General features: G+C 54.7%; 28 protein-coding genes. 26 read left to right on the top strand and 2 right to left on the bottom strand.

The annotated features are described in order from the left end of the window. Positions 1–2: 2 nt before the first annotated feature. Together RN02_RS00910 and RN02_RS00915 are read right to left on the bottom strand one after the other, a co-directional pair. Positions 3–491, bottom strand: a complete 489-nt coding sequence (locus RN02_RS00910) for a chemotaxis protein CheW (RefSeq protein ID WP_019439027.1) — start codon at positions 489–491, stop codon at positions 3–5. Then, positions 481–867 (bottom strand): response regulator, encoded by a 387-nt coding sequence (locus RN02_RS00915; RefSeq protein WP_010792598.1) that lies wholly within the window; start codon positions 865–867, stop codon positions 481–483. Before RN02_RS00915 ends, RN02_RS00910 begins: the two co-directional genes overlap by 11 nt. Before the next feature lie 141 nt (positions 868–1,008). On the opposite strand from RN02_RS00915, the gene RN02_RS31940 reads away from it, so the two are divergent. From RN02_RS31940 to RN02_RS01010, 26 genes are all read left to right on the top strand, one after another. After that, a complete protein-coding gene (locus RN02_RS31940; protein WP_019439026.1) occupies positions 1,009–1,650 on the top strand; it encodes a hypothetical protein in 642 nt (213 codons plus the stop codon). A 61-nt stretch (positions 1,651–1,711) separates the two neighbouring features. Next, positions 1,712–2,572, top strand: a complete 861-nt coding sequence (locus tag RN02_RS00920; RefSeq protein ID WP_010792597.1) for a ParB/RepB/Spo0J family partition protein — start codon at positions 1,712–1,714, stop codon at positions 2,570–2,572. A 140-nt stretch (positions 2,573–2,712) separates the two neighbouring features. Further along, positions 2,713–4,134: a hypothetical protein gene (locus RN02_RS00925; protein ID WP_223198330.1), complete on the top strand. Its 1,422-nt coding sequence runs from the start codon at positions 2,713–2,715 to the stop codon at positions 4,132–4,134. Positions 4,135–4,308: 174 nt separating this feature from the next. Beyond that, positions 4,309–5,208 carry a ParA family protein gene (locus RN02_RS00930; protein WP_010792594.1) on the top strand — a complete coding sequence of 300 codons (900 nt, stop codon included), beginning with the start codon at positions 4,309–4,311 and terminating at the stop codon, positions 5,206–5,208. Between the two features lie 47 nt (positions 5,209–5,255). Next, on the top strand, positions 5,256–6,407 hold the full coding sequence (locus RN02_RS00935) for a ParB/RepB/Spo0J family partition protein (RefSeq protein ID WP_223198331.1): 1,152 nt from the start codon (positions 5,256–5,258) through the stop codon (positions 6,405–6,407). Between the two features lie 611 nt (positions 6,408–7,018). Continuing rightward, positions 7,019–7,156 carry a hypothetical protein gene (locus tag RN02_RS33660; protein ID WP_153274579.1) on the top strand — a complete coding sequence of 46 codons (138 nt, stop codon included), beginning with the start codon at positions 7,019–7,021 and terminating at the stop codon, positions 7,154–7,156. A gap of 342 nt (positions 7,157–7,498) precedes the next feature. Continuing rightward, positions 7,499–8,737, top strand: a complete 1,239-nt coding sequence (locus RN02_RS00940) for a DUF7146 domain-containing protein (RefSeq protein ID WP_010792592.1) — start codon at positions 7,499–7,501, stop codon at positions 8,735–8,737. Between the two features lie 468 nt (positions 8,738–9,205). Further along, positions 9,206–9,346, top strand: coding sequence for a hypothetical protein (locus tag RN02_RS33665; protein WP_019439024.1), 141 nt, complete (start codon positions 9,206–9,208; stop codon positions 9,344–9,346). Between the two features lie 71 nt (positions 9,347–9,417). Beyond that, positions 9,418–10,368 (top strand): PD-(D/E)XK nuclease family protein, encoded by a 951-nt coding sequence (locus RN02_RS31945; protein ID WP_010792591.1) that lies wholly within the window; start codon positions 9,418–9,420, stop codon positions 10,366–10,368. 62 nt (positions 10,369–10,430) lie between these two features. Beyond that, positions 10,431–10,928: a hypothetical protein gene (locus RN02_RS00945; protein WP_010792590.1), complete on the top strand. Its 498-nt coding sequence runs from the start codon at positions 10,431–10,433 to the stop codon at positions 10,926–10,928. A gap of 94 nt (positions 10,929–11,022) precedes the next feature. Continuing rightward, complete coding sequence (locus tag RN02_RS33670) at positions 11,023–11,268, top strand: hypothetical protein (RefSeq protein WP_010792589.1); 246 nt, start codon at positions 11,023–11,025, stop codon at positions 11,266–11,268. A 279-nt stretch (positions 11,269–11,547) separates the two neighbouring features. Beyond that, positions 11,548–11,844 (top strand): hypothetical protein, encoded by a 297-nt coding sequence (locus RN02_RS00950; RefSeq protein WP_010792588.1) that lies wholly within the window; start codon positions 11,548–11,550, stop codon positions 11,842–11,844. 46 nt (positions 11,845–11,890) lie between these two features. Then, positions 11,891–12,064, top strand: coding sequence for a ribosome modulation factor (locus RN02_RS33820; protein ID WP_010792587.1), 174 nt, complete (start codon positions 11,891–11,893; stop codon positions 12,062–12,064). A gap of 80 nt (positions 12,065–12,144) precedes the next feature. Continuing rightward, complete coding sequence (locus RN02_RS00955) at positions 12,145–12,582, top strand: hypothetical protein (RefSeq protein ID WP_010792586.1); 438 nt, start codon at positions 12,145–12,147, stop codon at positions 12,580–12,582. 158 nt (positions 12,583–12,740) lie between these two features. Next, entirely contained in the window at positions 12,741–13,862 is a 1,122-nt protein-coding gene (locus RN02_RS00960; protein WP_010792585.1) for an AAA family ATPase, read from the top strand. Between the two features lie 11 nt (positions 13,863–13,873). Next, entirely contained in the window at positions 13,874–14,695 is an 822-nt protein-coding gene (locus RN02_RS00965) for a hypothetical protein (protein WP_010792584.1), read from the top strand. Positions 14,696–14,826: 131 nt separating this feature from the next. Beyond that, positions 14,827–15,084: a hypothetical protein gene (locus RN02_RS31950; protein ID WP_010792583.1), complete on the top strand. Its 258-nt coding sequence runs from the start codon at positions 14,827–14,829 to the stop codon at positions 15,082–15,084. 167 nt (positions 15,085–15,251) lie between these two features. Next, a complete protein-coding gene (locus tag RN02_RS00970; RefSeq protein WP_010792582.1) occupies positions 15,252–15,467 on the top strand; it encodes a hypothetical protein in 216 nt (71 codons plus the stop codon). Between the two features lie 2 nt (positions 15,468–15,469). Continuing rightward, positions 15,470–17,524 carry a hypothetical protein gene (locus tag RN02_RS00975; RefSeq protein WP_043312600.1) on the top strand — a complete coding sequence of 685 codons (2,055 nt, stop codon included), beginning with the start codon at positions 15,470–15,472 and terminating at the stop codon, positions 17,522–17,524. Between the two features lie 80 nt (positions 17,525–17,604). After that, positions 17,605–17,919 (top strand): hypothetical protein, encoded by a 315-nt coding sequence (locus tag RN02_RS00980; RefSeq protein ID WP_019439022.1) that lies wholly within the window; start codon positions 17,605–17,607, stop codon positions 17,917–17,919. A gap of 158 nt (positions 17,920–18,077) precedes the next feature. After that, the gene (locus tag RN02_RS00985; RefSeq protein WP_010792579.1) at positions 18,078–19,343 is read left to right on the top strand and encodes a DUF3150 domain-containing protein; all 1,266 of its coding nucleotides are present in this window, start codon (positions 18,078–18,080) and stop codon (positions 19,341–19,343) included. Positions 19,344–19,416: 73 nt separating this feature from the next. Then, entirely contained in the window at positions 19,417–20,187 is a 771-nt protein-coding gene (locus RN02_RS00990; protein ID WP_010792578.1) for a hypothetical protein, read from the top strand. Positions 20,188–20,285: 98 nt separating this feature from the next. Further along, positions 20,286–20,879, top strand: coding sequence for a hypothetical protein (locus RN02_RS00995; RefSeq protein WP_010792577.1), 594 nt, complete (start codon positions 20,286–20,288; stop codon positions 20,877–20,879). Between the two features lie 113 nt (positions 20,880–20,992). Further along, positions 20,993–21,373 (top strand): hypothetical protein, encoded by a 381-nt coding sequence (locus tag RN02_RS01000; RefSeq protein ID WP_010792576.1) that lies wholly within the window; start codon positions 20,993–20,995, stop codon positions 21,371–21,373. A gap of 155 nt (positions 21,374–21,528) precedes the next feature. Further along, on the top strand, positions 21,529–22,329 hold the full coding sequence (locus tag RN02_RS01005; RefSeq protein WP_010792575.1) for a hypothetical protein: 801 nt from the start codon (positions 21,529–21,531) through the stop codon (positions 22,327–22,329). Continuing rightward, positions 22,323–23,228, top strand: coding sequence for a hypothetical protein (locus RN02_RS01010; protein WP_010792574.1), 906 nt, complete (start codon positions 22,323–22,325; stop codon positions 23,226–23,228). The genes RN02_RS01005 and RN02_RS01010 overlap by 7 nt, the downstream gene beginning before the upstream one ends. The last annotated feature ends 46 nt before the right edge of the window (positions 23,229–23,274 follow it).

Consider the following 23,274-nt stretch of genomic DNA (forward strand, 5'->3'; position numbering starts at 1 on the left):
TCTCATGTGAGGTCAATCGTTTGCATTTTGGGATCGGCAATTAGCGCCTGAATGTCGATGACAGCCCACGTCCGGGCGTCGCCTGTTACGACTCCGACTAGGCAAGCACCTAACCCGGGTGGGATCTTCAAATTGGCATTTGGGGCGTCAGTGAGGTTGCCCGAAGGGATGAACCCAACCACTTGATCTACGATGACGCCTACGTCACCCACATCAGCTCCGCCCCGGACGATCAAAGCCACTGGGTTACTGTGTTCTGCCCTGGACATGGTCTGAGGGATCGAGAGGAACCGAGCTATGTTCACGAAAGGAATGATGTCTCCATCCAGCTTGGTTGCCCCGAGCAACCAGGGCTTCGTTCCGGGCACTTGCGTGGGACTAACAGGAACCTGAGTGATGGCGTTTACCGCCAATGAAGGGCTCAAGCAGTAGGTATCGCCGATCCGATACCCAATGCACTTGTAACGACCGCTGGAGATATCACTGCTCATCGATAATCGCTTCCATATCAATGAGTGCTTTCGCGATCTTGTCGCCTGTGAACGGCTTGGTCAGGTAGAGATCTGCGCCTGCCAAGAGCCCTTTCTGTATGTCGAAAGGTGAACTCGCACTGGAAAGCATGGCGATGGGTAGGTGCTTGAATTGAGTCGAAGCTCGTAGGATTGAGGCAAGCTTCAATCCGTCCAGGTTAGGCATTTCGATGTCGATGAAGCACGCATCAGGCCTAGCCTCGCGAATAACACGCAGGGCCTCGTACCCATCCTTTGCGAGGTGAACCTCGATATCAGCTTTCTGCAGAAAGCCGGCCCCCATCTTCCGCATTCCGGGGGAGTCGTCGACGATGCAGACAGATCGAATATTGGACATGGAACAACTCCTGATTCATGCCCTAATAATGTTCAGGAGGTGCCCTCTTCTGGACGTACCTGCCCTTACCGACCTCAAGCAGGTAAAAACTGGTCATATCTCAATGCACGGTTATGGTCCTCCCTTGTTTCTGGAGGACCTATGCGTAAGTCAAACCACCGGGCTGCATTCGCCAGTGATCCCAAATTTCTGGAGCGGATTGCAAGGCAGCTCCAAAGCGAGCCAACATCTACCCCGCCCTCCCCTGCTGATAAAAAGCCGAGCAAGGCCGTCCAGCGCCTCGAAAAAGTCCAAACCGCCAATATGGATGGGAGGAAAGACAGGATTAGCCTGGAATCTACATCCAGGGTACTGACCATTTGCTTCCCCGGGGCGAAGCTGGTCTCTCTCAACACCATGCTCCGCGTCCACGACGCCAAGGCCACCCGCCTGAAGAACACATGGCTGAAACGAGTGGAGGCCCTTCGATACACCTACAAGGCTGTTCTCGAGGAATGGATAGCCATTGCGACCTATCCTCTGTTGGTCGAGGAGGTATACATCACAGGTGAGAGCAGCTTGCTCGACCCAGAAAGTGTTACCGCGGCCTGCAAACCGGTTATTGATGCACTTGTTTCGAATGGGTTCTTGCCGGACGATGATCCATCCCACATTGCTCACCCCCTACCCTACACTTCCAGAGGCGAGTCTCCTGGCCTGGTGATCTGCTTACGTCCTGCAGGGCGGCCTTGGGGACTAATCGAAGATGCAACGATTCAGGTGGCCAGCTCATTAGGGCGTTGATTTTTGCGGCCAATCCGTTATCCCTCGTGTATCATGTTTCACGAACGCACGAGGGTTTCACGTGTATCAATCAGAGACCGGAATCAACCCCACAGAGTCCCATTGCCTGGGTATCAACCTAGTACCTGTTGAGCACCGAGACGTCGATGTTGATCTCATGCAGCCTGGCATCTGGCAAACCCGTCGGAACTTCACTCTTGCAGAGCTGGAAGAGCTAGGTGACAGCATGGTCAAGGCCGGGGGGAATGTAACCCCGGTGGTGCTATGTCCCCGGGCTCAGGGCGGCTACTTCATCATTTCCGGCGAACGACGTTGGCGCGCGGCGCAACTCAAGATGATCCCCCGCCTGCATTGTCGGATCGGGCACTACACGGATAACCAGGCCCGTTTCATTTCTGCTGTAGAGAACGTTCTCCGGGTGCAACTCAACCCGATCGAAGAAGCTCAAGCCTATGCAGACATACAAGAAACCGGTCTCTCCCACGAGCAAATAGGCAAGGAGCTGGGTAAAAGCAGGTCGCACGTCTCCAACTACCTGCGGTTGCTCACCTTGGACATCACTGCCAAGGACTTCCTGATCCACGGCAAACTCACGGCGACTCAGGCTCGCCCGCTGTGCTCACTCGACTCGAAAGGCATCCAACGTGAAGTCGCGACGAAAGCCGTAAGGCTGGGGTGGAGCGTTAAGAAGATCGAAGATGAGGTTGCCAAGCACCTCAACAAGCCTAAGCCAAAGGTCAACTTGCCCAAGCAAGACGCCGACATCGCACGTCTGACCCGGCTGGTATCCGATCACACGGGGTATCCCTGTGTGATTCAGAAGACACCGAGTGGCAATTGGCAGATGGGCTTTCTCATGACAGGTGACGATCAATTCGCAGGGCTTCTGGAGCGGCTAGGCATCAAAGTCGACGAGTGTTAGCCCCTACCCTCGAATTTGGGCACTCCGTTTCCATTATTACGACAGAAGCCATTGTTATGGCCCTGCCGAACCTTGCCGACCATCCTGCGGGTAGCCAGAGGCCGAAGGTATAATTTCGCATGCTAAACCGACCATTCCCGGTGCCAACTCTGCTGGCTATCGCTCTGACGGCAGTGTTAGCCGGTTGTACCTCCACCCATGAGCCGGTGGAGCTAGCTTCCATCGAGCCTCAATCCCAGTACGATCAACGTATCCAGGATGGTCTCGGTAGCCAGAAGTACACCGAATCGCAGATTCTCTACATGCGCCGCCTGAACGAGTTCAAGGATCAGATTGATTCGCTCGAAAAGCAAAAGCAGGCCTTGGAGGCGTCGCTTTCTACAACAGCCTACGAACAGGATCTAGGCTCGGGTAAAGCTCCCTCAACTGAGTCGAGCCGGATTGAAGAGTTCCAAGCGGCAACCCAGGCCTCACAGGCCCGGGTTGCTGAAGAGAATTCAAAGGCGGCCATACGCCAGTCCATCATTGAGAATGACCGTGACCGCGCATTACTCGAGGCTGAGAATCGAGCAATGGCTGAGATTGAGCAGTTGAAAGCTGCTGATGCAGCCAAGCAGGCCGATCTGGCGAAACTGAAAGCTCAGCTTGCGGAACAAAAGGCGGAAAGCTCCCGCACTCTTGAGAAGCAACGCTTTGCAATGGCGGTAGCTAACGCGGACGCTGAACGGCGAGCAGCAAATGCGGTTGTTGAAATCAATAACCAGATTAGTGAGCTGAAAGGGCAACTCTCCCAGCTTGAGACGAAATTGGCAGCGGCTCAGAAAGAGCATGAACGATTGGCTGATCTCTCCCGTCAGCTGCAGACACCTGTGGCGGTAACAGCAGCAATTACGGATCAGCCTTCGCCTGAGATCGGGAGCTTAACAGAGAGCCGAATCGCCGAAATCAAAGCACGACTCGCGCGTGAGAAAACTGAAATCACCGCCAAAGCCCGGACAGAGGTAGCGGCCTTGACGGCCGGCGCTGAAATCAAAAAGGCTACAGTCGTGGCCCCGGTCGTCACTGGTCGAGCGGTCTACGCAGGCTCCTATGGTGAAAAGCCAACCACCTACGCCAAGGTTGACGACAAGCCGGTCAAACAAGATGCGAAGCCTCTGGCTATCGCATCCAAGCAGGCACCAGTAGTAACTGTGGCCAAGTTCGAGCCTAAGATATCTCCGGTTGTGATTCAGAGGGGCTCAGATGCTGGTAGCGCGGTGCTTGCCGGCGGCCCTGTGACATCTTCAGTACAGTCCCCAGCACCGATCGTAGTATCCCCAAAGTCACGTGTGATCTACGACGTCCTCTACGTTTATAAGGATGAAGGTAGCTGGCAGAAGTTCCAGCGCTACCTGGAAGCTTACGGGATCAAGGATTTCGAACCGGTACACAAAGGGAGCACGTACTACCTTTACATGGGGCGCTTTTACGACAAGCTCGCTGCAGCGAAGCGCGTCGAGTATTTAAACCGCACGACCAATACCAATCATGCGACCGTGCACCCGCAAGAGGTGCCGATGTAACGCCGGTTTAGCATGCGAAACTCAGTGAGAAGGGGCGAGGGGATTCGCCCCTTTTTGTTTTTAGATTTCGCAATGCGGTCGCCGCCATGAAAAAAAGCTGCAAAGCAGGTGTTTTGACTTGAAATGGACTGCAATGCGGTTAGAGTGGACTCCATTGCAGACAAGGAGCCTCACATGGCCGCAATCCCGTTCAAGAAGAGAAAACTGCTCGCCGACGTCCATGCTGTTACTAACCAGAAGGGCGGCGTAGGCAAAACGACGATCGATTTCCATTGGCTGGTTTACTTGGTAGAGCAGGGATACCGCGTGCTGGGTATCGACCTGGACAGCCAAGGCAACTTCTCCAGTCGACTCGCGCCTGATTCCCGCAATGGAGGGCTCCGCAGCGCGCATCTCTTCAAAGAAGAACTGCCTGATCTCAAGCCCCTCCAGACGGCACTCGGCGCCGACTTGATTTATGCCCTGAACAAAGACGATGAGTTGAGTTCAGTAGAGCAGATTGGCTTGTCGGCGGTAGGTCCCTTTGCCAAGCACATCCAAAAGTTGGCAGAGGATTACGATTACATCGTAATCGACACCCCACCTACCAATGGGGTGCGGATGATTGCGGCATCTGTGGTATCGGATCACATCTTTGTACCTGTGGAGCTGGCGGCGTTCGCTGTAGATGGCGTGATTTCTCTAATCGAGACGTTCGATATGGTCGGGCCGTTGTTCGGCACTCAGATCACTCCTACTGGGATCATCTGCAACAAATACAACACTCGCGTGAACGCTCACCGCGAGTCGTTGGAGGACCTGCGAAAAGTAGTTGGTCCCAAAATTCTTCAAAACAGTCTCTCGATCCGAGGGGCAATTGATACCGCGCTGCGCCAATGCAAGCCCGTTTGGAGCATGCGAACCAATGGTGCTGAGCGTGAGACCGGCGTAGAAATGATCAGGCTGATGGAGGAAATGGCGCACCGAGCAGGCGTAGAAATCACGCCTGTGGTGATCGCACCGAAGGTGCCTCGGAAGAAAAAGCCGGTAAAGAAAAAGAGCCAATCGCGCGCTAAGAAAGTGGGGGCAATCTAATGGCTAAGACATTAGACCTAGGGAGTTTGACTCGACTGAATGACCTGATGGACCTTGGCCGGGCCGCACAGGAGAATCAGATTATTCTCCTCAGCGTAGATCAGATCGAAGTCAAACCTCAGGTGAGGAAAGACTTCAAGGAGATCGAGGAACTGGCAGCTAGCTACGATGACGAAGGGCAGCAAACCCCCATCATCGTTGGTCCGATGAATCCTGAAACTCAGAAGTACCCCTTGAAGAAAGGCGGTCGTCGCTATGCCGCTGCGGTACTTCGCCCAGGCTTTAAGCTGAAAGCTATCGTTGACGGCAAGAAACGCACGCCGGCCAAGGAGATCCTCTCGCAGCTGATCGAAAACGAGCAGCGGCAAAATCTCAACCCCTATGAGGTTGGTCAAGCCTTGGCTGAAGCCAAAGCTGAAGCTAAGGCTGCTGGGGAGCCCCTGTCCAACCAGGACTTGGCTACCTACATGGGGAAAAGCGAGACCTACATCTCCATTCATTTGGGACTCGCAGACCTTCCCGAGGAACTGGTTGACCTGATCAAAGGAGGCATTACGAGCGACAGCGAAGTCTTACGGGAAATGAAGCAACTGAAGAACCTTCAGCCCGAGACGTTCACTGCATTCATTGAAAGGGCAAAAGCGGAAGGCTCCATCAGCAGGCAGCAAGTACGTGATGCGGTCAGAGCAGCAAAAGGCAAGACAGTGCCCACGAAAGCTCCTCCGGCACAAGAACCGCAAACTGAACACCAAGCTGGAAAAGTCGGGCATCCAGCTCAAGATGGGGTAGGGAAGGGTGGTAATTCTTCTCAGGCGAACCCTCCTGGTCAGACCGACCAGTCCCCAGTTTCGCATGCTAAACCCGAGGGGCAGTCAAAAGCCCAGGGCCAGGGCGAGACAAATACGCCAGCAGTTGTAACCACCCCTTCGCAGGAACAGGGGCCGGCCGCTGCGCCGAATAGTTCTTCGAAGAAGAATGGTAAGGGATACATACCGATTACTGCGGAGCGTCAGGTAATCGGTATCAAGGTTGCACTGGACAGTGCGGTAGCGTCCGGGTATTTGATGAATGATCGCGTCAGCGAAGATCCTTCCAAGGCATGGTGCATGCTGATGATCGGCGGATCACAACAGCCCAAGCAGATAAAGGTGGATCAGATCGATATCGTCAGCGTCGCAGCGATGGAGACCGATGGCTGAACTAAATCTTCAGTAGGGGAATAGGGCGCTTCAAGCAATTGAGGCGCCCTTTTTCATTTTGGGACACGGCGTACTTGAATGGCGGGGTAGGGCGACCTATCGTGAAGGCGTTTTCTCGTGATCTCCCGCTGTTGGTGAACTCACTGATAGCTGATCACAACCCGCCCCCGCCTTTGAATTCAAGGGTTGTGGTGGGAGATTGGTTCAGTGACTGTATTCAGTCGCCGTTCTGATCATCTCGCTTCAAGGTGAACCTGGTGCTTTTCACTTGGTTCATCGTTTTGCGATGTTCCAGGTGCATTGCATCTTGATCATCGTGATCTACCTGCTTCACGTTCTTTAACAAGTCAGTGTCGCGTGAGTTCGTAAAGGACTTCACTCTGCGATTTTGCGTTTTGGTGTGAACACGCCCATTCGCCAATTTTGCTGAGCTGGTTGCTGCGTTGTGGTGACATTCGCTCGGTTTGGTGTTTGGTGTGTGCCCCCTTGGCCTCATCATTCGCTATTCCGTCGCAGAGTGTTTTCTAAGCAAATCTCACTCGACCCCTAGGGCGATCCACATCGCCTTCGGGAGGGTAGTGGTCGTCTCAATTCACATTGAGGACCACGACATGAAATATGCACTCACCTTTGCCTTTGCGCTTTCTGCTGCTCTCTTCCTTTTTCAGGGAGATGATGCGCGAAACACAATGACGAAGGTCCAACACGACAGATGTGCTTCCTTTGAAGCTGCTGGAGTTGAATGCTGATCTCGTGCCCTATGACTTAGTCAAGGGCACCCCTAATACAACCTTTGCAGGCTGTATTAGAGGTGCCCTAGACAGATGAGACGAAAGGCCCGGCGCAGCGATGCACCGGGCCTTTCTGCATTTGTAGACTTCATGTCCTTGATTTCAGCTGGGGGCCTCCTTAGCGTTGGAGGTGATCTTTCCCCCAGCTTTCGCATGCGAAATTCCGCACGGATGTCTGGAGAAGATTCCAGTCCCAGAATTCTGGAGCTGGGTTCTTTAAAAACTCGCGCTCGCGCAATTCCCACCCTTAGGGCAAGCCATCCCTAAGGGGACGTGGCTGCCTTGCAATTGGAGGTAGCTATGGATCGTCAAGACGACAATCGTCCGAAACTGTCTGAGGAAGTCCTGGAGCTGGTGAAGAGCAACGGCGGTTGGCTTAACGTGATCCCACGTTTGACTAGCTCGTTCGATGCTGCACTCAAGAACCATGGACATCTGGTCGACTGCCCTTTCCCACACCGTCACCGGAATGGGGGAGGGAAGAGTGATTTCAGATTCTCAAACAAGCCGGGCTACGAAGACCGCGCTATCTGCTCCTGCTTGCAGGACGGTGGCCGGGACCCAGTAGAGCTTCTGATCCTGGACGGCGTCGGTCGCAACTTCACCGACGTAATGTTCAAAGTCAGAGATGCACTAACAAACGGCAAAAGCTATACCCGTAAGGTCACTCCTGTAGTGGTCAATTCACGGGCTGGCATAAGTCCGGAGGATGAGCAGAAGCGGAAGGCGAAGCACATCAAGACTGCAGAAGGTTTGATCTCGCTAACCCACCCGGATGCTCTTCCTGGCCGTTTGTACTTTCAACACCGCGGTATCCCGCTTAACAGCAACCTTGGTGACGTGAAATTCCACCCGGCCCTCGAGTATTACGAAACCCGTAAGAAAGATGGTCAGGTTGTGAAGGAGCTCATCGGTCGGTTCCCGGCCATCGTGTCGGCGTTTCGGAGCAGGACTGGTCGAGTGGTGAATTTCCACAAGATCTACCTGACTCCGGATGGTCATAAGCTGGAAGGTGTCTCGAAGGTGAAGAAAATTGATTCCCCGTTGTCTGGCTTCAAAGGAGCGTCAATCCGAGTAGCAAACGTTGAAGGTTGCAGGACGCTGCATGTGACCGAAGGCGTAGAGAAAGGATGGGCAATCCACCTGGCAACAGGCGAGTCTGTTCGAGTAGCGCATGCCTGCACCACTCTGGCGACGTTGTTTGTCGATCGTGCTGAATTCGATAGGGTAGTTATCTGGTCTGATAACGACCCATACAACGAAGCACGTGGGAAATATGGCGATGGACAAACCTTTGCGTGGAAGCTCTTTATTGAGCTGATGCGTAAAGGGTTCGAGGTGGCCTTCATGCTGCCCGATGTGATTCACACTCCTGGAGCCAAGGGCCAGGATTGGGAAGATATCATCGTGGTTGAGAAGGTCGTTGGACAGCCATTGCCGCAACGCTTCCACCTCCTGCGTGCGAAAGCATGCGAAGGTGGGATCTTCATGGGCTTCAAGCCAGTCAACGCAGATGGCTTGCTCAGTGCCTGTGCGTGAGCGCTCAAGAAACCCCGGTCCAGCTTTTGCTGGTCTGGGGTTTTTTTTCGCATGCTAAACCCAGAGTAGCTTGTTTCGACCTTGGACATCTTGACTACTAGGATGTGCTCGGCTAAAAAGTGTCTGTCCCATTTGCCTTTCTCCGAAAGAGCAAACCCAGACTACGTTGGTGAATTCACCGAGGTTTTCTGGGGTGCGACTCGATACTCGAATTCGAGTTAGATGAGCACAGACATTGTTGGAACAGACTGGACGATCGTCTGATCAGTCCACAATCTCGAGATACCAGGCATGTCCTTTGCTCCTGCAAGGTAGACGTGTTCCAGGAACGTGTATCTCCCCGCCATTTCGGTATGTGTGTTCGCACGCTAACCAGTCAAAGGCACCCTCCAGCTTCAATGCTTACCCCTGCACGGGATCTCTTCGCGAGCTTATTCCCGGTGCAGCGGGGATATAGGAGGAAACACCATGACAGGCCAAGTTGAACTTCTCGAAGCTCCATCCTTGTGGCAACAGCCGGAAGGTGAGCAATTGGAAATTGCGCAAGGGCGTTTTTTCCGTGGAGAGGATGACCAACCTGAAAAAGAATCTGAAGTCGTAGACTTCTAAACCATTCAAGAACCCACGAGGGCGACAAGATTGCCCTCGGGTAGTCGTGTGCGCCTAGAAAAGGTGATCGCATGACTTCGTTCGTGAATCCGCATTACATCTTCAATCCACTCCCGGATGAAGTAGACATAACGCTGTCTCCAACGCAGATCATGAAATCCATGGTTTGCACTCGGCTGCTGGGGTACTACCGAGCTCGTGTAAAACCCGAGGCAACCCCGCTCAACCTACTGTTCGGCTCAGCCTTGCATTGGGTGATCGAAGGGTTCGTCAAGGGATACATTCCAGAGGAGGAAATGGCCACTCAGTTTATTAACAAGTTCGAAGGTTTATCCGACGGAAAGTTGATAAGCATGGCCAAGTCTAAGTCTCGGGAAACAGCAGAGGTTCTTGGTAAACAATTAGCTGCAGGCTTTCCGTCTTACTTCCGTAATCTTGGCCTCAAGCCACTGATTATTGAAGGACAGTTCAAGTTGAAAATCGCTGAGCGTACCTTCATCACGCTAGTAATCGACTTTGTCGGTGAATGCACAAAACCAATATTCAACCCGAAAGGGGAGATGTTGGCTGATGTTGGCGACGTCGTGATCTTGGACTGGAAAACCGCTGCACAGCCTGAGGGTGAGTTGTTTTCCCGATACGGGTATCAGCTGACCTACTACTGGCTGGCAGTGAAATTAGCATGCCAGCAGTTGGGAATCAGAGAGCCAAAGCTTTGTGGTTATGCCTCAGGGCAGAAGCCCAACATCACGAAACCGGACTCCAAATCAGTTGTGAACGCCATCTGGCATCCAGTCCACTGGGTAAAACGGACGGCGGCCGACATTGAGGAAGCAGTGGAATATGCCCGCGTAGTTGCCAAACGGCTTCGCGCAGGTGAGTTTTTCCGTGCCCCTCATATGGCCTACGACTCACCCTGCGATAGTCACTCCAAACGGTGTGACATGGCGGGGCTATGCCTCGAAGGTTGCTTGTCGGGATACAGCGTTAAAGCAGGTCTGACACTTGCAGACCTAATCTGAATTTAAACAACCCTGTGGGGCAAAACAGCCCTACGGGGCTGGTGCGCCCTCGAGGAGGCTACATGCGTGAGTCTTATCGAATGGAGCGCTACGCTCAACGTGCTGTACGAATTCGCCGTGACAAGGAAGCTGAGGATCTCGCCAGTCGTAAGATTGGTGATTTCCTGATGCGGAATTACTTGGCCGAAGGCGCCTTACTAGCTGAAGAGTTTGGGAGGGTGTCGTACCACGAGCGTTTACAGCTTATTGCCAACTCCTCTGAACTCATCATGAGCTCCGACGGGGAGGAAGGCATCAATGTGGTATGGGGCTCGAATAAGCAGGTACTAACGCACAGGTTGCTGTCTCCGAGGATTCGGAGCGACTTCCACGGTGCGCATTACCTCGGTTCGTGGTCCCGCTCGATGCCCAAGTGGAAACACAATGAGCTTCGAGATGAAATCAAAGCCAAGTTAGAAGCCAGAGTTAAGGACCGAGTTGAACTGCGTAAGCAGGGCATGCTCGACTTCTCTCTGGATACTGACGATATGCCACCGCTATTCCTCCAACCGGAGGGCTAATTTCCAGCCCTTTCGGGCCGGAAGTTCAACACTTCCGGCGGGACGCCCTGGTCGTGTTTCACATAACACGCGACGGCGTAACTTTGGAGGCAACATGAGCTACATAAAAAACCTGATGGTCGTGATCATCGCGTCCATCATGGGTGCTTCTGCCTCCTCCCTGTTCGTAGGATGGTCTACTAATGAACTTCGCATAGTCTTTGTGGTTTCCATATTGATGACTGCACTCATTACGTTGAACTCAACGGCTCAGGGACGGAAGAAGCGTCCTAAAATGAAGCCGACGCGCACGGTAAAACGTAAATCGCGTCGGGCAAAGAAGCGTGCACGTAGCCCCTAGGTGAGTAGAGGATCGAAAGAATCTCTTATTACTCATCGCGAGGATGCGACCATGTCTTTCAGTGTGACTCTCGGAATCCTGTTTCTTGCATTCGCAATTTACTGGGGTTGTGACTACGTTGAGCGCCGGCGTGCCGGTGGCGACGTAGCTGGTACACGAAGCAGCACGCCATAAATTCCATGGACATACCCTGGGGGTGAAATTCCCCTTAGGGATGATCACCTCTGGGGTTAGGACAGGAGAAAAACCATGAACTAACTAAACTAGAAGGTGAATACCATGAAAACCAAAAAATCCAAGTTCGTTTCTAACCTAAAGCTATCAGTCGGGTTCGCCCTGTATGTTGGCTGCGGGGGAGATATACCAGCACCAAAAGCAATTGTTCCGATGATGTATTGGTCGGTGATCATTGCCGATTACGTGCTGCGGACAACGAACATAATTCGAAAATTGCTCAAACCGATTCTTCTCCACACCCCACTGGGGATGGCTTTCCTCGCTACGAGGTTTGCCCTGGATCTGGCCCTCGCGGCCTGTCATGCGGAAATGAAGCACATCGGAAAACCGGCCCGGTGATCGGGTTTCGGGTGGCCATCACCCGGATTTCGGGAAGGAGCATTCAATGAAGGCGTTTCAACAAGGCAAAGAAGCATATCGTTCGGGCAACTCCAACCAATCCAATCCGTACCCATCCATGTCCCAAGAGGGCAGGGCATGGGCAATGGGCTGGTTGGTAGCGAAAGAACCAGGCAACTGGGACGACATCGCACGCCTCTACGACGACCAACCAGGCTAAGCCAGGTCGGACCCTCCCGACCTGCAGGCGGGAGTGAACTCTTCAATTCTCCCGTCTGCAGCGGGTAGGAGCTTTTAGCAATGCAACAACGCCAATACAGCGACAACGAACTGTTCGGGATCATCCAGGAAGTCTATTTCGGGGCAACCAGCTGGGAGCAAGGCCGTCAGGCTGCGCTACGAGGCCGGACCTTATCTGACAACCCTGAAACTCCCGACACCATCTCCTACGACGAGTGGAAGAAGGGGTTCGTTCATGGAGCCGTCTACGACGTTCCTCAGTCAGAGCAAATCGAAGAGATCGTGATGGTTGGCATCCTGCCGGTCATTGAGGTCCAGGTATTGCCAGCACGCTCCTTCTGGGCCGTGCTGAACAACCTGCAAATCGATCTGCATCTCTCGGTTCCCGAGCTGGCTCGGAGAATCGGACTCGCAGAAGAGCGACTGTGCGCTGGGATGATCATGTTCGGGTTTTACGACTCGGATGCGATCCCCATGTACGACCGCGTAGCCGTCTAATAACGGGCCCCTTAGGGGCTCTCCTTGCTCTGTGAGCTGGACCAAACATCCAGCTCAGTGCTGGGTGTTTGCTCGAGGTCACCGATCTCACAACACCCGGCTCCGCGCCCGGGTGTACATCTCAATGCCCCGTGCGCGGCGGGTGCGAGGAAATACAAATGAACAACGTAGCCAAGAAGAACATCACCGTCGAAGAGATCAAAGCCGCTCACATCCAAGCTGTCACCAGCCAGAAGTTCGAGCCGGTAATGGTCCACGAGCTGTTCGGCTTCTCTACCCCTCTGAAGGGTTTTGAGAAACCGATCCCGGTACCGGCAGAGCGTCATCCGCTTTCGCCGAGTGTCGACAGCAATTACGTGTTCAATGAGAGCCTGGTTCGCCGGGTTCTCCTGAGCATGGCGACGAAAGACTCCATCATGCTGGTAGGCGAGAAGGGGACCGGTAAGTCCTCCCTCATCAACCAGATCAATGGCCGTCTTAACCGTCCGTCAATCGCAATCAATGCCGGCCCCGGTGTTGATGAAGGTTACCTGGTAGGGTTCCGTACCCTTGGGAAGGACGGTGTGAAAAGTGTTGATGGTGTGCTGAGTTATGCCTATCGCCATGGGCTGAGCTGCACCATCGACGAAATCTGCAGCCTGAATCCCGGCGTGCTTCTCAGTCTGAACGACATCCTCCAAGGTGATGAGGTCGTGACGCTGAAACACCACGGGATTGACCCTGAACTGGACCCGAGGGAACTCCTCGGCCTCGAAGGTGGGATGAACATCGTTCGTCACCCGTCGTTCCGGCTGTTCGCAACCGATAACACTGGTGGTAAGTCCTCGCGTGATCCCCGGTATGCCGGCACGAAGGGACAGAACGCTGCAGTACGTAGCCGCTTCACCTCCTTCAAGGCCAACTTCATGTCGGCTGAGAAAGAGATGGCTGCTCTGCATGGTCTGAACACTGGAGTGGATGATCTCAACATCCAACTGATGGTTGAGTTCGCGTTCCGGTTCCGTGTTGCGTTTTCGCAGGAGGAGGCGTTCGACAACATCTCCTTCCGTGAGCTCAAACGCTGGGTTACCAAAATGGCTCTGTATGATGATCTGGATGAATCCTTCGTCGACGCTATCTACGGCAACCTCGAAGAAGCGGACCAGGCTCTGGCCCGCGAACTCTTCGATGAAACCTTCGATCGCGACCTCGTACTTCCGGAAGAGTACACCACCTCGGTGGCGGACCAGCTGGATGCGCTGACGAAAGCTGCGGTTAGCAATGCGGCTCAGATAGCGTAAGGAGGTAGGTGATGTTCTACCTGACGAACGATTCGGGACGTTTCATCGCTGTACGTGGGGACGTGAATACGTTCCTCGTGACAGTGTGGGAAGGTTCAGTCATGCGAGGTGTTTCCGGTAAGAAGGAGTTGCTCTGCGGAACAGCGGAGGAAGCCTGGGAGCATGTTTGTGCCCAGGTTGCCGACGCTCGAAGCAACGGCTATTCGTCGCAGCCAATCGATCATTCCCCCGTGGAACTCGATGCAGCCCAGTCGATAGTCGCTGAGTTTGACCTCCTAAGCCGGGGAATCTATGTCCGTGTCAAAAGCTGCACTGCAGAGCAGTTCAATGAGGGGCTTGCCCACTTAGAGAATGTAGTTCGGGTGCTCATCGATGCGGGTCATCCCCTAGCTTTCAGGATGGTAGGCAATGAGTTTGAAGTCGCTTTGAACGGGGCTTCGATTCGTAAAGGCATCGCCTCGGTACGGGACTGGGAAACCATGTCCCCGAAGGGGCGAGAAATTTTCGAGGAAAGGGGCTTTATCGACAGCACCAACCTGCTGCCAAGCGGGAAGGGGTTATGGCGATTTAGAACCCAAGAGTCGGTTTTGGATGTCTGTGCACGGGCTTTTCTTGCCGAGCTCAACAAAGCCGGAGCCGAGTTCTCGGTAACGAGTGACTCTGACTACACCCTCGATTTCCAGCGACCGTTCCAACGCCAGTCCGTTCAAGAAATGGACTGGTACAAGACGTTCCCTGGCCTTCTGAAGGTGCTTGAAGATGCCAGTCTACTAGGTGGCTCCAGGACCAAGGTTTCGGTGCCCACCAACATCGGTATGTCCCTGTTCCTATAACTAGGCCCCATGGGCCTCCCTCCTTGTGAGCTGGACAAATCCGGCTCATGCCGGGTTTGTTCTAACGAGCCCGGCACCGCGCCCGGGCTTTTTTCTACATTGCCCGTGCGCGGCGGGTGAGAGGTAAGACCATGAAAATCGCAATCGCGAAACTGGATGCTGCTCTGGATAAGTTCTGGATTGGCGTTGTGCTGCATGCCTACCACCGTTTGATGAGTGCGCATTACCGCCGTAAGGCGGCGCGCCTCGCCCAAAAGGTTCAAGGCCGTGCAAACGAGATCCAAAACCCCGCCTACCAAGTGCGGGCCAAAGATCAGTTTTTAAGCCATCGCCACCAAGTCCTGCGTCATGACTTGGAAGCAAAATTGATCCGCGGGGAAACCTGCTGATCCATGCGGACTGCCCCTTCGGGGGCAGTCACTCCGCTCAGTGAGCTGGACCAACAATCCGGCTCACAGCCGGGTTGTTGTTCGAGGTCATTGATCTCAAACCACCCGGCTCCGCGCCCGGGTGTTCATCTCGATGCCCCGTGCGCGGCGGGTGCGAGGAAATACCCATGAACCTGATTCAGAAAGCAATCAAAGCAGCAAAAGACAAAGTCCTGCTCAAGTACCACCGGGTTGCCGCTCGGATGTACCTGAAACGGGCCACGTACGTTGCAGACCAAGTGATCTACACCCGCTTTAAGGTCCCCACTCAAGCACTTCGTGTGCTGCGAGAGAAGGCCAATGAGCACGCCCAGAAAGCCTACGCAATCCGGAAGGGAGTCTGATCATGAGTAAGCTGCAACGTACCGCGAAACAGTTCCAGGACGGTTGGATTTCCTTCCTTCGTGTTCTGGCAAGAAACTCCAAGATCAAGTTCGTGATTCGTCCGAATGTCAGACCGTGCACCGACGGTAAGGTCGCGTACCTGCCGTCTCTGCCGGCGAATTTGACAGAGGAAGACTTGATCCTGTTCAAGCGTTGGGGTTACCACGAAGTCGGCCACATCATGCACAGCGATGTGCCGTTTTTTCAGGAGTTCAGCATGGAGCATGGTGCCTTCGCGGGCCTGCTGCTGAACGCTGTCGACGACGTGTATATGGAATACGCTCAAACTCGGTCTTCTCGACGTTCTGAGCGTTTCTTCCGTCAGGGAGCAGCGATCATGTTCGATCGCGGCATGTTCCGGGACGGAAGCCAAAGCCCCCAAGAAGCATTTGCAAGCTACACCTTGTGCTTCCTTCGCAGCCGTCGGTGGAGTGAGTACCAGCAGCCTCTAGCGGCTGTTCGGAAAAACTTCGATGCCCACTTCGGTGAGCATGCCGACCAGGTGCGCGAAAACCTGGAAACCATCCTTCTGGCTGAGTACCCGAGCGTTCGTTCCACTCAAGACGCCGGCGATCTCACCCTTCGGCTGATCGAAATGCTGAAGCAGCAGCGTGACCAGCAGGATGAGCAGCCCCAAGAGGAGCCTGAAGACGACAATTCGGAAGGTGACGAAGGGGATGACCAGGACGATCAGCAATCCTCGCAAGGGGATGATGAGAGTAATCAGGAAGACGATCAGACCTCTGACAACGGCCAAGGCCAGGGCCAGAAAGATGATCAAGAACCTACCAACGGTGACACCGGTGGTCAGGGTAGCGATGACGGTAAAGCTGAAGACGAGTCCGACTCCAAGGCTGATGGCCAAGGTGCGCCGGGCGAGGATGACGCTGATGCCAATAACCAATCCGAGAATGCCCAAGGCGACAGCCAAGGGCAAAACGGGGTCGACCTCGCCGAGTTGATCGAGCAAATGCTCAGCAGCAATGGTGGTGACGATTCCGAAGTCCTGGATATGGACAAAGTGATTCAGCAACTCGCGACTAGCATCCAGAACGGTACCAACCCGGACTATCAGGATGCTGCTCCGGTTCCAGCTTTCGAAGTTGAACCGAGCGATGTGGAGAACCAACCCTCACTGGGGGCTGGAACGGTCAAGGACCTGGTCGAAGGGATGCTTGTTTGCCCTGCTGACAAGGAACATGCACGTGAACTGGCTGATGCGCTAGACCGCAAGGTCAATGTACTGGCCACGAAACTGCAGGCCTACCTGTTAAACCGAGAAGAAGCGGACGTCTACTCGACGCGCCGCGGTTCGCTCGGACAATCTCACCTCTACCGTGCAGGTATGGGAGACAGCCGTATCTTCGAACGTAAAGAGGAAACGGTATTCCCTACCGCAGCGGTCTCTGTTCTTGCAGATCTTTCCAGCTCGACAAGCTGGGTTGATCCTAGCGTTCTCGCGACGTTGGCGAAGGCGAAAGCCAAGGCCATTGCTGCTGGGGAAGCTATCAATGAAAAAGAGTACGAGGTGCAGACAGTTGCCAAATCCATCCAGCAGAGCCTGCTGATCATGGAGAAGGTGTTCCACAGGATCGACACTCCACGCGAGTTCTTGGGCTTTGCTCCAAAAACTGGCCATCTCAACACGGTGGTGAGGACCTTCGGGGACTCCCATCAAAACGCGGTTGACCGCATTGGCGGTCTGGACAGCATCACCGGCGGGAATCACACCCCGATTGGTGAGGCGGTTTTCCAAGCAGCCCAACGCCTGGCAAGCCATCCGGCACAGAGGAAGCTGATGTTTGTCCTCACGGATGGTGCTCCGTCGTGTGCGACCCTGGCTACAGAACAGACTGCGTTAGCGGTCGACGCTGGAATCAAGGTGGTGTACCTCCTCATCGGCAATGAGGTCCGAAAGGACTGGCTGGAAGAGGCGGGTATCCCGTACGCCGTTGCTGCAACCGCAGATGACGTTGGTCCAGCTCTTCTGGAGCAAGCCAAGCAGCTGCTGATGTAACCACTGATGCCGCCCTTCGGGGCGGCCTCCCTCTCTCCAACGAGCTGGAAAACCATCCGGCTCGCGCCCGGGTGTTCTCAATGATCACCCCGTGCGCGACGGGGGAGGGCAATTCAATGGCAACTCAAACTCAAGTCTACGGACGGTCAGTAGACAGCGTTTTGCACTTTCGTCGCGAGTCCACAGGAGTTCGTCTTACCCAAGCCGAACTCCAGGGCTACATCGAGGAGGTAGGAACATTCGCGCGCGATCTTCGGGTCCGGGATGAGGGCAACACCCTCGTCTTGAGCTTCAGCTGGATGCGTGCAACCTACAGCTATGTGCTGGACAAAACAGAGTACGGCTATTCCCAACGCACTCCGCTGGGAGAGGGCACGATTCTACGTCTGCTGTAACAGTGGCCCCCACGGGGGCCTTCCTTGCTCAGTGAGCTGGACCAAACATCCGGCTCACTGCCGGGTGTTTGTTCGAGGTCATTGATCTCAAACCACCCGGCTCCGCGCCCGGGTGTTCATCTCAATGCCCCGTGCGCGGCGGGTGCGAGGAAATACCGATGACTCAAGTAATCAGCGCTGCAAATGACAACAAAGTAGTAGTAATCAACCTGCTGGTTTCCGCGATGGCGGCCGATCGTCAGATCGACCTCGACGTGCTGAATATCAAGGTTGAAGAGTTGCACGATGAGATCCGGAAGCTGGTGACTGAGAAGATCTTCCCGAAAGACTTTCTCCGTAACTACGCCCGGCTTCGTGAAAACGGCGAAACCCTCCTGAAGCAAGACGGCTCCATCATGTGCTCCATTGGGGCGGTGATGAGCCGCAGCGAAGCGGTCATCAAGATCCGCGAGCTGAACAAGATCAAGGAGGAGTGGGCTCAGCAACTCGCTAAAGATGAACCTGGCTATCAGGCAATGTGCGACAAGCACCTGCTGGAGATGAGCCAGAAGGCAATTGCGAAAGGTGCCGACTCTGCCCAGGTAATGCTGCTGGCCGAACACCTTCGTAAGCGCCAACCAACTTGGGAAGAGGTAGCCGCACGGTTCAAATTCGAGTTTGTCGTCACTCCGGTAACAATGGAGGATGGCGAGTTCGATGCGGACCTGTATGAAGCACAACGCGACAGCGTTGTTGCTTTGCGGGAGGGTGTCCTCGGAGCAGTCATTCAACACGTCTGCAAAGAGTCCATGGAGATCCTGGAAACCCTCGACAAGAAGACAACCGGGAGCCAATCGGGCGAAGTGAAGGTTAACCCCCGAACTGTCCGTCGTGCTCAAGCGATGTGTGTGAAGCTGAATTCCCTGGCTTTCATTCACCCGCTTATCCGTCCCCTCCATGACGCCCTGAAAAGCGAAATGGACAAGGTGCCGGCTAACGGTTTCCTTACTGGTGGTGAATTCCAAAATCTGCGGGAATGCCTGAAGTCTCTGCGTGACCAGACCATCGTTTGGGACCGCTTGAAGAATGGCCAACCCCTGATCCAGGTAGCAACCACTGCTGCTGTGAGCAACATCACTCAGCAAGCTCCTGCGACTGCTCAAGCCAATCTTGGGCAAGCCCAGCAAGCAACTTTGAACCAGCCTGCTTCGACCGCTTCGGCGGCCGCGGCGTCCATGCCTGCAACTTCGGTTGCGAGCACTGTACAGGCTGGCGCTGCTGCACCTGCAGCAGCTGTAGCTCAAACCACCGCAACTCCGGTTGTTGTGGCACAAGCTACTGACGAAGAGGACGAAACCACGGTCCCGGACGCGGTTGAGTCCACGCCTGTTGTGCATGAGGAGCCGAAACCGGCTCTGTCGCAGAACTTCGCGCTGTTCCTCTAAGCAATACCTCCCTCCCACCCCTGACGGGCCACCACACCCCGTCAGGGGAGTGGTGCGCCCTATGGAGCGCACTATGCAAGTCGATCTCTTTGGTGAACCCATCCTATCCAACCCCATTCAACCCTCCTCGGAGGCGGATGCACCGGTGGATTTGTTTGGAGTAGCCATCAATCAATCAACCGCAGTTGAGAAACCCAAAGCAGTTCGAAAGGCCCCAACTAGGCTGGTAATCGACAGGAAGGCCCTCTGGTCCTCCTCCGGTTATTTGCCTGGCGTGAAAGAGTTGGATGAGGATGATGATTTGTCGGATGCACTCTCGACGTCGGATACCCGTTCAGACAATTCCACGATCGAGCGCCTGGAGAAGGCTCTCGGAATGGCACCGGTCATCAAAGATGGCAAGTGGCAAACCGACGAGCTCGGATACCAGTACCGCCGAGTAGGCAAGCCGTTCAAGGGGAGTCGAGTTTTCGGAAAACGAGGCTCGATGATCTGGGAACTCAATCGCCAGTTCGTGCTGACCTCCGCGAGGGATGCTCTTGAACCGGTGTTCACTGACCCCTGCTGCTGGCTCATCATCAACTCCGTCCATGTGCTCGCCATCCGGCTGCGCATGATGGAGGAGGATGAAGATCCGTATGCATGCCTGCAGGCCTTCCTGCAGGTCATGACGCAGCACGACTTCATCGATAACTCCCGAACGGGGGAAACGATCCGCAGGTTGACCAAACGGGACCAGATGCGGGAGAAGCGTGCAGCGGCACGGAAAGCAAAAGAAGAGAAACCGGTTTCCGACTCGCTCATGCGAGAGATGGAAAACGACGACTTTGATTGCGACGAGTAACTCACTGCGAACAGACCCCTGCGCCGGCGGGGCCTGAAAATTCATTCAGCCACCCTCGAGTGTGCGAACTGGGCTCCGGCTCCCAGAGGAGAAACATCATGACTCATGTTCTGAAAGCAAAGCTGACTGCTGTTGCCGATGTGGTTGTTCTGAAACTGGCTGGTGCTGTCTGGAAACTGGTGAAGGTCTTTGACCCGAGGCCGGTCCAGGAGCACTTCGCCGCGCGACCACCTGTAAACGGCGTGACATTCGGCAAAGTCTTCAGCCTCCCTCGGGAGGATGCAGGCCAGTCGATTGTTCGGTTGGGCTGGCAGCACATCAAATCGGAGAACAAGAAAACAGGGATCGTCAGCCGTAAAAAGCTGGTGAAGATCTTCAACCCTGCAAACGGCCACTTTGTGGTTCTGTGGGCAATGGGAGCAAACGAAGGTCGTCCTTTGCCCCGGGATGCCATGGCGATCGATTACGACGCTAAGTTGGCCCTGGGGATCTCCAAGAAGGAAGAGGAAGCGGAACTGATTGTTGGCGAAGCCAACCTCGGTGACCGCGAATTCTTCCATATGTACACCGACCATGACGCATCCAGTCGTAGCGCTCGCGCTCTCGGCTGGTATCTGTTCATGGCTGGTATCGGCTGGTCCGTGGGAGTAACCGTCGAAGGATTGGTTACCGCAGTGCTGCGGATGTTCTAAGCCTGAAGTGACACCGCCTCTCCCTTAGGGGAGGGCGGACGTCACCTCCAAGCATCCTCGACGAGGGCGTTTGGAGGTGGCGTCCGCCCTTTACCGAAATCGAGAGGTGAATCATGAACGGTGTATCGAACAGAGCCTACGACCTGCTGAAATCCTTCGGGAATTCTGGGCTCACACTCGAGAGCCATTTCCCCAAAGGGGTGGAAGGCAACATAGCCCGCCACACAGCGCCCAAGTTGATGTTTCCAGACTCAATGCCGCTTGAACTCGTTCGCGATCACATCGAGCGCTGGAACCGGAAGCTGCAGGGGCTGTTTCCTGGCATGGGTTATTACGCTTTCAGTCCTGCGGACGAGATGGCGAATCCGGGGAACCACGTGCTGGTTCTCTTTGCCGATGATTCCTTCTTCAAAGCTTTTATGGGCGGCGTCCAGAAAGTCGACGTACTCACTTCGCTGTGGGACTTCGATGCCTGCGTTCGGCTGTTGCGGTAATTTCCGCGGCAGATCGGAGCGGCCAAGGGCGCGCGTGGACCTGGTCACGCTGAAGGGGGCTGAGAATCAGCCCCCTGGCGCTCAGCCCCCCGTTTTCACTGGAAGGCCAAGTCCTTGCCGGTAACCTCTAGGGCATCCCATTTGGAAGCCCTACCATGCTCGATCTTGCTGACCTCGATCACACCCTAATCTACTTCGTTTCATTCCTCGCAGCCTTCCTATCCATCCGACCAACTCTGCGTGCCGCCGGCACTTGCGGAGCGCTTTTGCTCGCCTGGACATTCGTAAAACTGGAATTGACTTTCGACCTGGCCGACCTACTGCTGAATGAAGGTACAAATCCTCAGTTCATCACCGCAGGAGTCGCGGCATTGGGTATCTTCGGCCTGGCGATCAGGGTTTCCCGCTCTCGGTGGAGAACAATGGACCGTACCCTGATCTTGGTAGCTCTGATCAGTGTTTGTCTCACCACTGCCGTTTTCCACCTCGTCCTCGTGAACCGTGTTCTTCCTCTCTGGGCAAAGGATCTCGCTTGGACGAACTACAACCTGGTTGAAGCCTCTGCAGAGTCTTTCGCCCCCAAATGTGAGCAAGCAAAAGTGACCTGCTGGCGGGGCACCGCATTCGAGGATGGGGCCTTCAAACCCGAACTTAGGGAGCAATTGAAGGGGGTTGATTCCTTTTTCAGGGCTCACCCCAAGCCATTCCCGCAAGGACATGGTTTCGGTGTGTTCAACGACCTCTCGGATGATGGCGTCGCAGCTGTGCTCTATTACCTGGACAAGGGAGAGGCACGAATCGTGATTGATAGCGCGGGCGCCACCCGGGTCCATCATTTGGTTCGAGAACTGTTCTACATGCTTTGCGGAGTCGCCCATTCGGTCTGGATTGCTGGTGCGCTGTTCCTCATCGCGTTCCACCGCCGGCGTTTCATGAAAAGGGGGGCTTCATGCTGATCGACTTCAAGGCCGAGCACACACAGTATCTTAAAGGGCGGCCGTCAGATTCTGGCTGGGTGTATACACCCGCCAACCCGAAGATGCCGGCCAAGGGGAAGTACCTGGCTGCTCACCAGGTGTTTAGCAATAACGCTCTCAACGCTGCGATCTACATCCGAAACGACGTGAATGCCGCCGGCGAGGCGATTAGTGTGCACACAGCACTCCGTCTCACGTTCTCCCATAAAGCGAAGGGCAGGTACCTACTAAATGACGACCCGGACAAGCTCAGTCTCAACCTTGGGCTCGGCGCGGTACGTGAGTTATACCGTTGGCTCTCTGACCAGCAGCCGCGGTTGGAATACGAAATAGTTCGTGCGAGCGCATCTCCAAAACGACTCCAGGGCTTCACTCTTCAGGACGGCCAGTTCGCCCGGATGCTTACTGCAACAGAGTTCGACTCGGAAGCAGTAGGTACGCTGACCATCCAGGTTGGGCTATCGGATGACGATGTGATCCATCTGCAATTTTACTGCCTTGGTTACGCCAAGCTGATCTATCCAACATTCACTGATGTGGCGATCCTCGAGCTGCTGAAAGCGCATACAAGCTCTACCGACCTGACAAGCATTCCCTTCCCAGTTTCGCATGCGAAATCGGACAACGTAGCCGCCCCCCAGCGAACGCAAGACGATGATCGTGGTGTGGCTGAGGATGAACCAGATCCAGTGAGGCTGGAGCGTTGCAGAAAGGCAATCTACGCCGTTGGGATGCAACGCTGGAAAGGCTCGAGAGATGTCATCGAATTCATCCAGGACTCTGCTCCTATCGCTCAGATGGACCGGTTAATCAAGGACGGGAACGCCGGGGAATTTACGGAGTGGAACCGCATCGCTGACATGTTCAAAAACTCCTAACTCGGACCTAGAGGCGGAATAGGGCACTCAACTCCCACTATTGGGG

The organism is Pseudomonas sp. PI1 (assembly GCF_000812405.1).
Taxonomy (GTDB): Bacteria; Pseudomonadota; Gammaproteobacteria; order Pseudomonadales; family Pseudomonadaceae; genus Pseudomonas; species Pseudomonas citronellolis.

Bases quoted from the DNA above. Each gene is read 5' to 3' on its own strand.
- RN02_RS00980 (WP_019439022.1), top strand. From the start codon at position 17,605: ATGATCACCCCGTGCGCGACGGGGGAGGGCAATTCAATGGCAACTCAA.
- RN02_RS31940 (WP_019439026.1), top strand. From the start codon at position 1,009: ATGCGTAAGTCAAACCACCGGGCTGCATTCGCCAGTGATCCCAAATTT.
- RN02_RS00910 (WP_019439027.1), bottom strand. From the start codon at position 491: ATGAGCAGTGATATCTCCAGCGGTCGTTACAAGTGCATTGGGTATCGG.
- RN02_RS33820 (WP_010792587.1), top strand. From the start codon at position 11,891: ATGAAGGCGTTTCAACAAGGCAAAGAAGCATATCGTTCGGGCAACTCC.
- RN02_RS01010 (WP_010792574.1), top strand. From the start codon at position 22,323: ATGCTGATCGACTTCAAGGCCGAGCACACACAGTATCTTAAAGGGCGG.
- RN02_RS00990 (WP_010792578.1), top strand. From the start codon at position 19,417: ATGCAAGTCGATCTCTTTGGTGAACCCATCCTATCCAACCCCATTCAA.
- RN02_RS33660 (WP_153274579.1), top strand. From the start codon at position 7,019: ATGAAATATGCACTCACCTTTGCCTTTGCGCTTTCTGCTGCTCTCTTC.
- RN02_RS00975 (WP_043312600.1), top strand. From the start codon at position 15,470: ATGAGTAAGCTGCAACGTACCGCGAAACAGTTCCAGGACGGTTGGATT.
- RN02_RS00915 (WP_010792598.1), bottom strand. From the start codon at position 867: ATGTCCAATATTCGATCTGTCTGCATCGTCGACGACTCCCCCGGAATG.
- RN02_RS00965 (WP_010792584.1), top strand. From the start codon at position 13,874: ATGTTCTACCTGACGAACGATTCGGGACGTTTCATCGCTGTACGTGGG.
- RN02_RS00940 (WP_010792592.1), top strand. From the start codon at position 7,499: ATGGATCGTCAAGACGACAATCGTCCGAAACTGTCTGAGGAAGTCCTG.
- RN02_RS00950 (WP_010792588.1), top strand. From the start codon at position 11,548: ATGAAAACCAAAAAATCCAAGTTCGTTTCTAACCTAAAGCTATCAGTC.
- RN02_RS00945 (WP_010792590.1), top strand. From the start codon at position 10,431: ATGCGTGAGTCTTATCGAATGGAGCGCTACGCTCAACGTGCTGTACGA.
- RN02_RS33665 (WP_019439024.1), top strand. From the start codon at position 9,206: ATGACAGGCCAAGTTGAACTTCTCGAAGCTCCATCCTTGTGGCAACAG.
- RN02_RS31950 (WP_010792583.1), top strand. From the start codon at position 14,827: ATGAAAATCGCAATCGCGAAACTGGATGCTGCTCTGGATAAGTTCTGG.
- RN02_RS00955 (WP_010792586.1), top strand. From the start codon at position 12,145: ATGCAACAACGCCAATACAGCGACAACGAACTGTTCGGGATCATCCAG.
- RN02_RS31945 (WP_010792591.1), top strand. From the start codon at position 9,418: ATGACTTCGTTCGTGAATCCGCATTACATCTTCAATCCACTCCCGGAT.
- RN02_RS00995 (WP_010792577.1), top strand. From the start codon at position 20,286: ATGACTCATGTTCTGAAAGCAAAGCTGACTGCTGTTGCCGATGTGGTT.
- RN02_RS01000 (WP_010792576.1), top strand. From the start codon at position 20,993: ATGAACGGTGTATCGAACAGAGCCTACGACCTGCTGAAATCCTTCGGG.
- RN02_RS33670 (WP_010792589.1), top strand. From the start codon at position 11,023: ATGAGCTACATAAAAAACCTGATGGTCGTGATCATCGCGTCCATCATG.
- RN02_RS00985 (WP_010792579.1), top strand. From the start codon at position 18,078: ATGACTCAAGTAATCAGCGCTGCAAATGACAACAAAGTAGTAGTAATC.
- RN02_RS01005 (WP_010792575.1), top strand. From the start codon at position 21,529: ATGCTCGATCTTGCTGACCTCGATCACACCCTAATCTACTTCGTTTCA.
- RN02_RS00935 (WP_223198331.1), top strand. From the start codon at position 5,256: ATGGACCTTGGCCGGGCCGCACAGGAGAATCAGATTATTCTCCTCAGC.
- RN02_RS00960 (WP_010792585.1), top strand. From the start codon at position 12,741: ATGAACAACGTAGCCAAGAAGAACATCACCGTCGAAGAGATCAAAGCC.
- RN02_RS00970 (WP_010792582.1), top strand. From the start codon at position 15,252: ATGAACCTGATTCAGAAAGCAATCAAAGCAGCAAAAGACAAAGTCCTG.
- RN02_RS00930 (WP_010792594.1), top strand. From the start codon at position 4,309: ATGGCCGCAATCCCGTTCAAGAAGAGAAAACTGCTCGCCGACGTCCAT.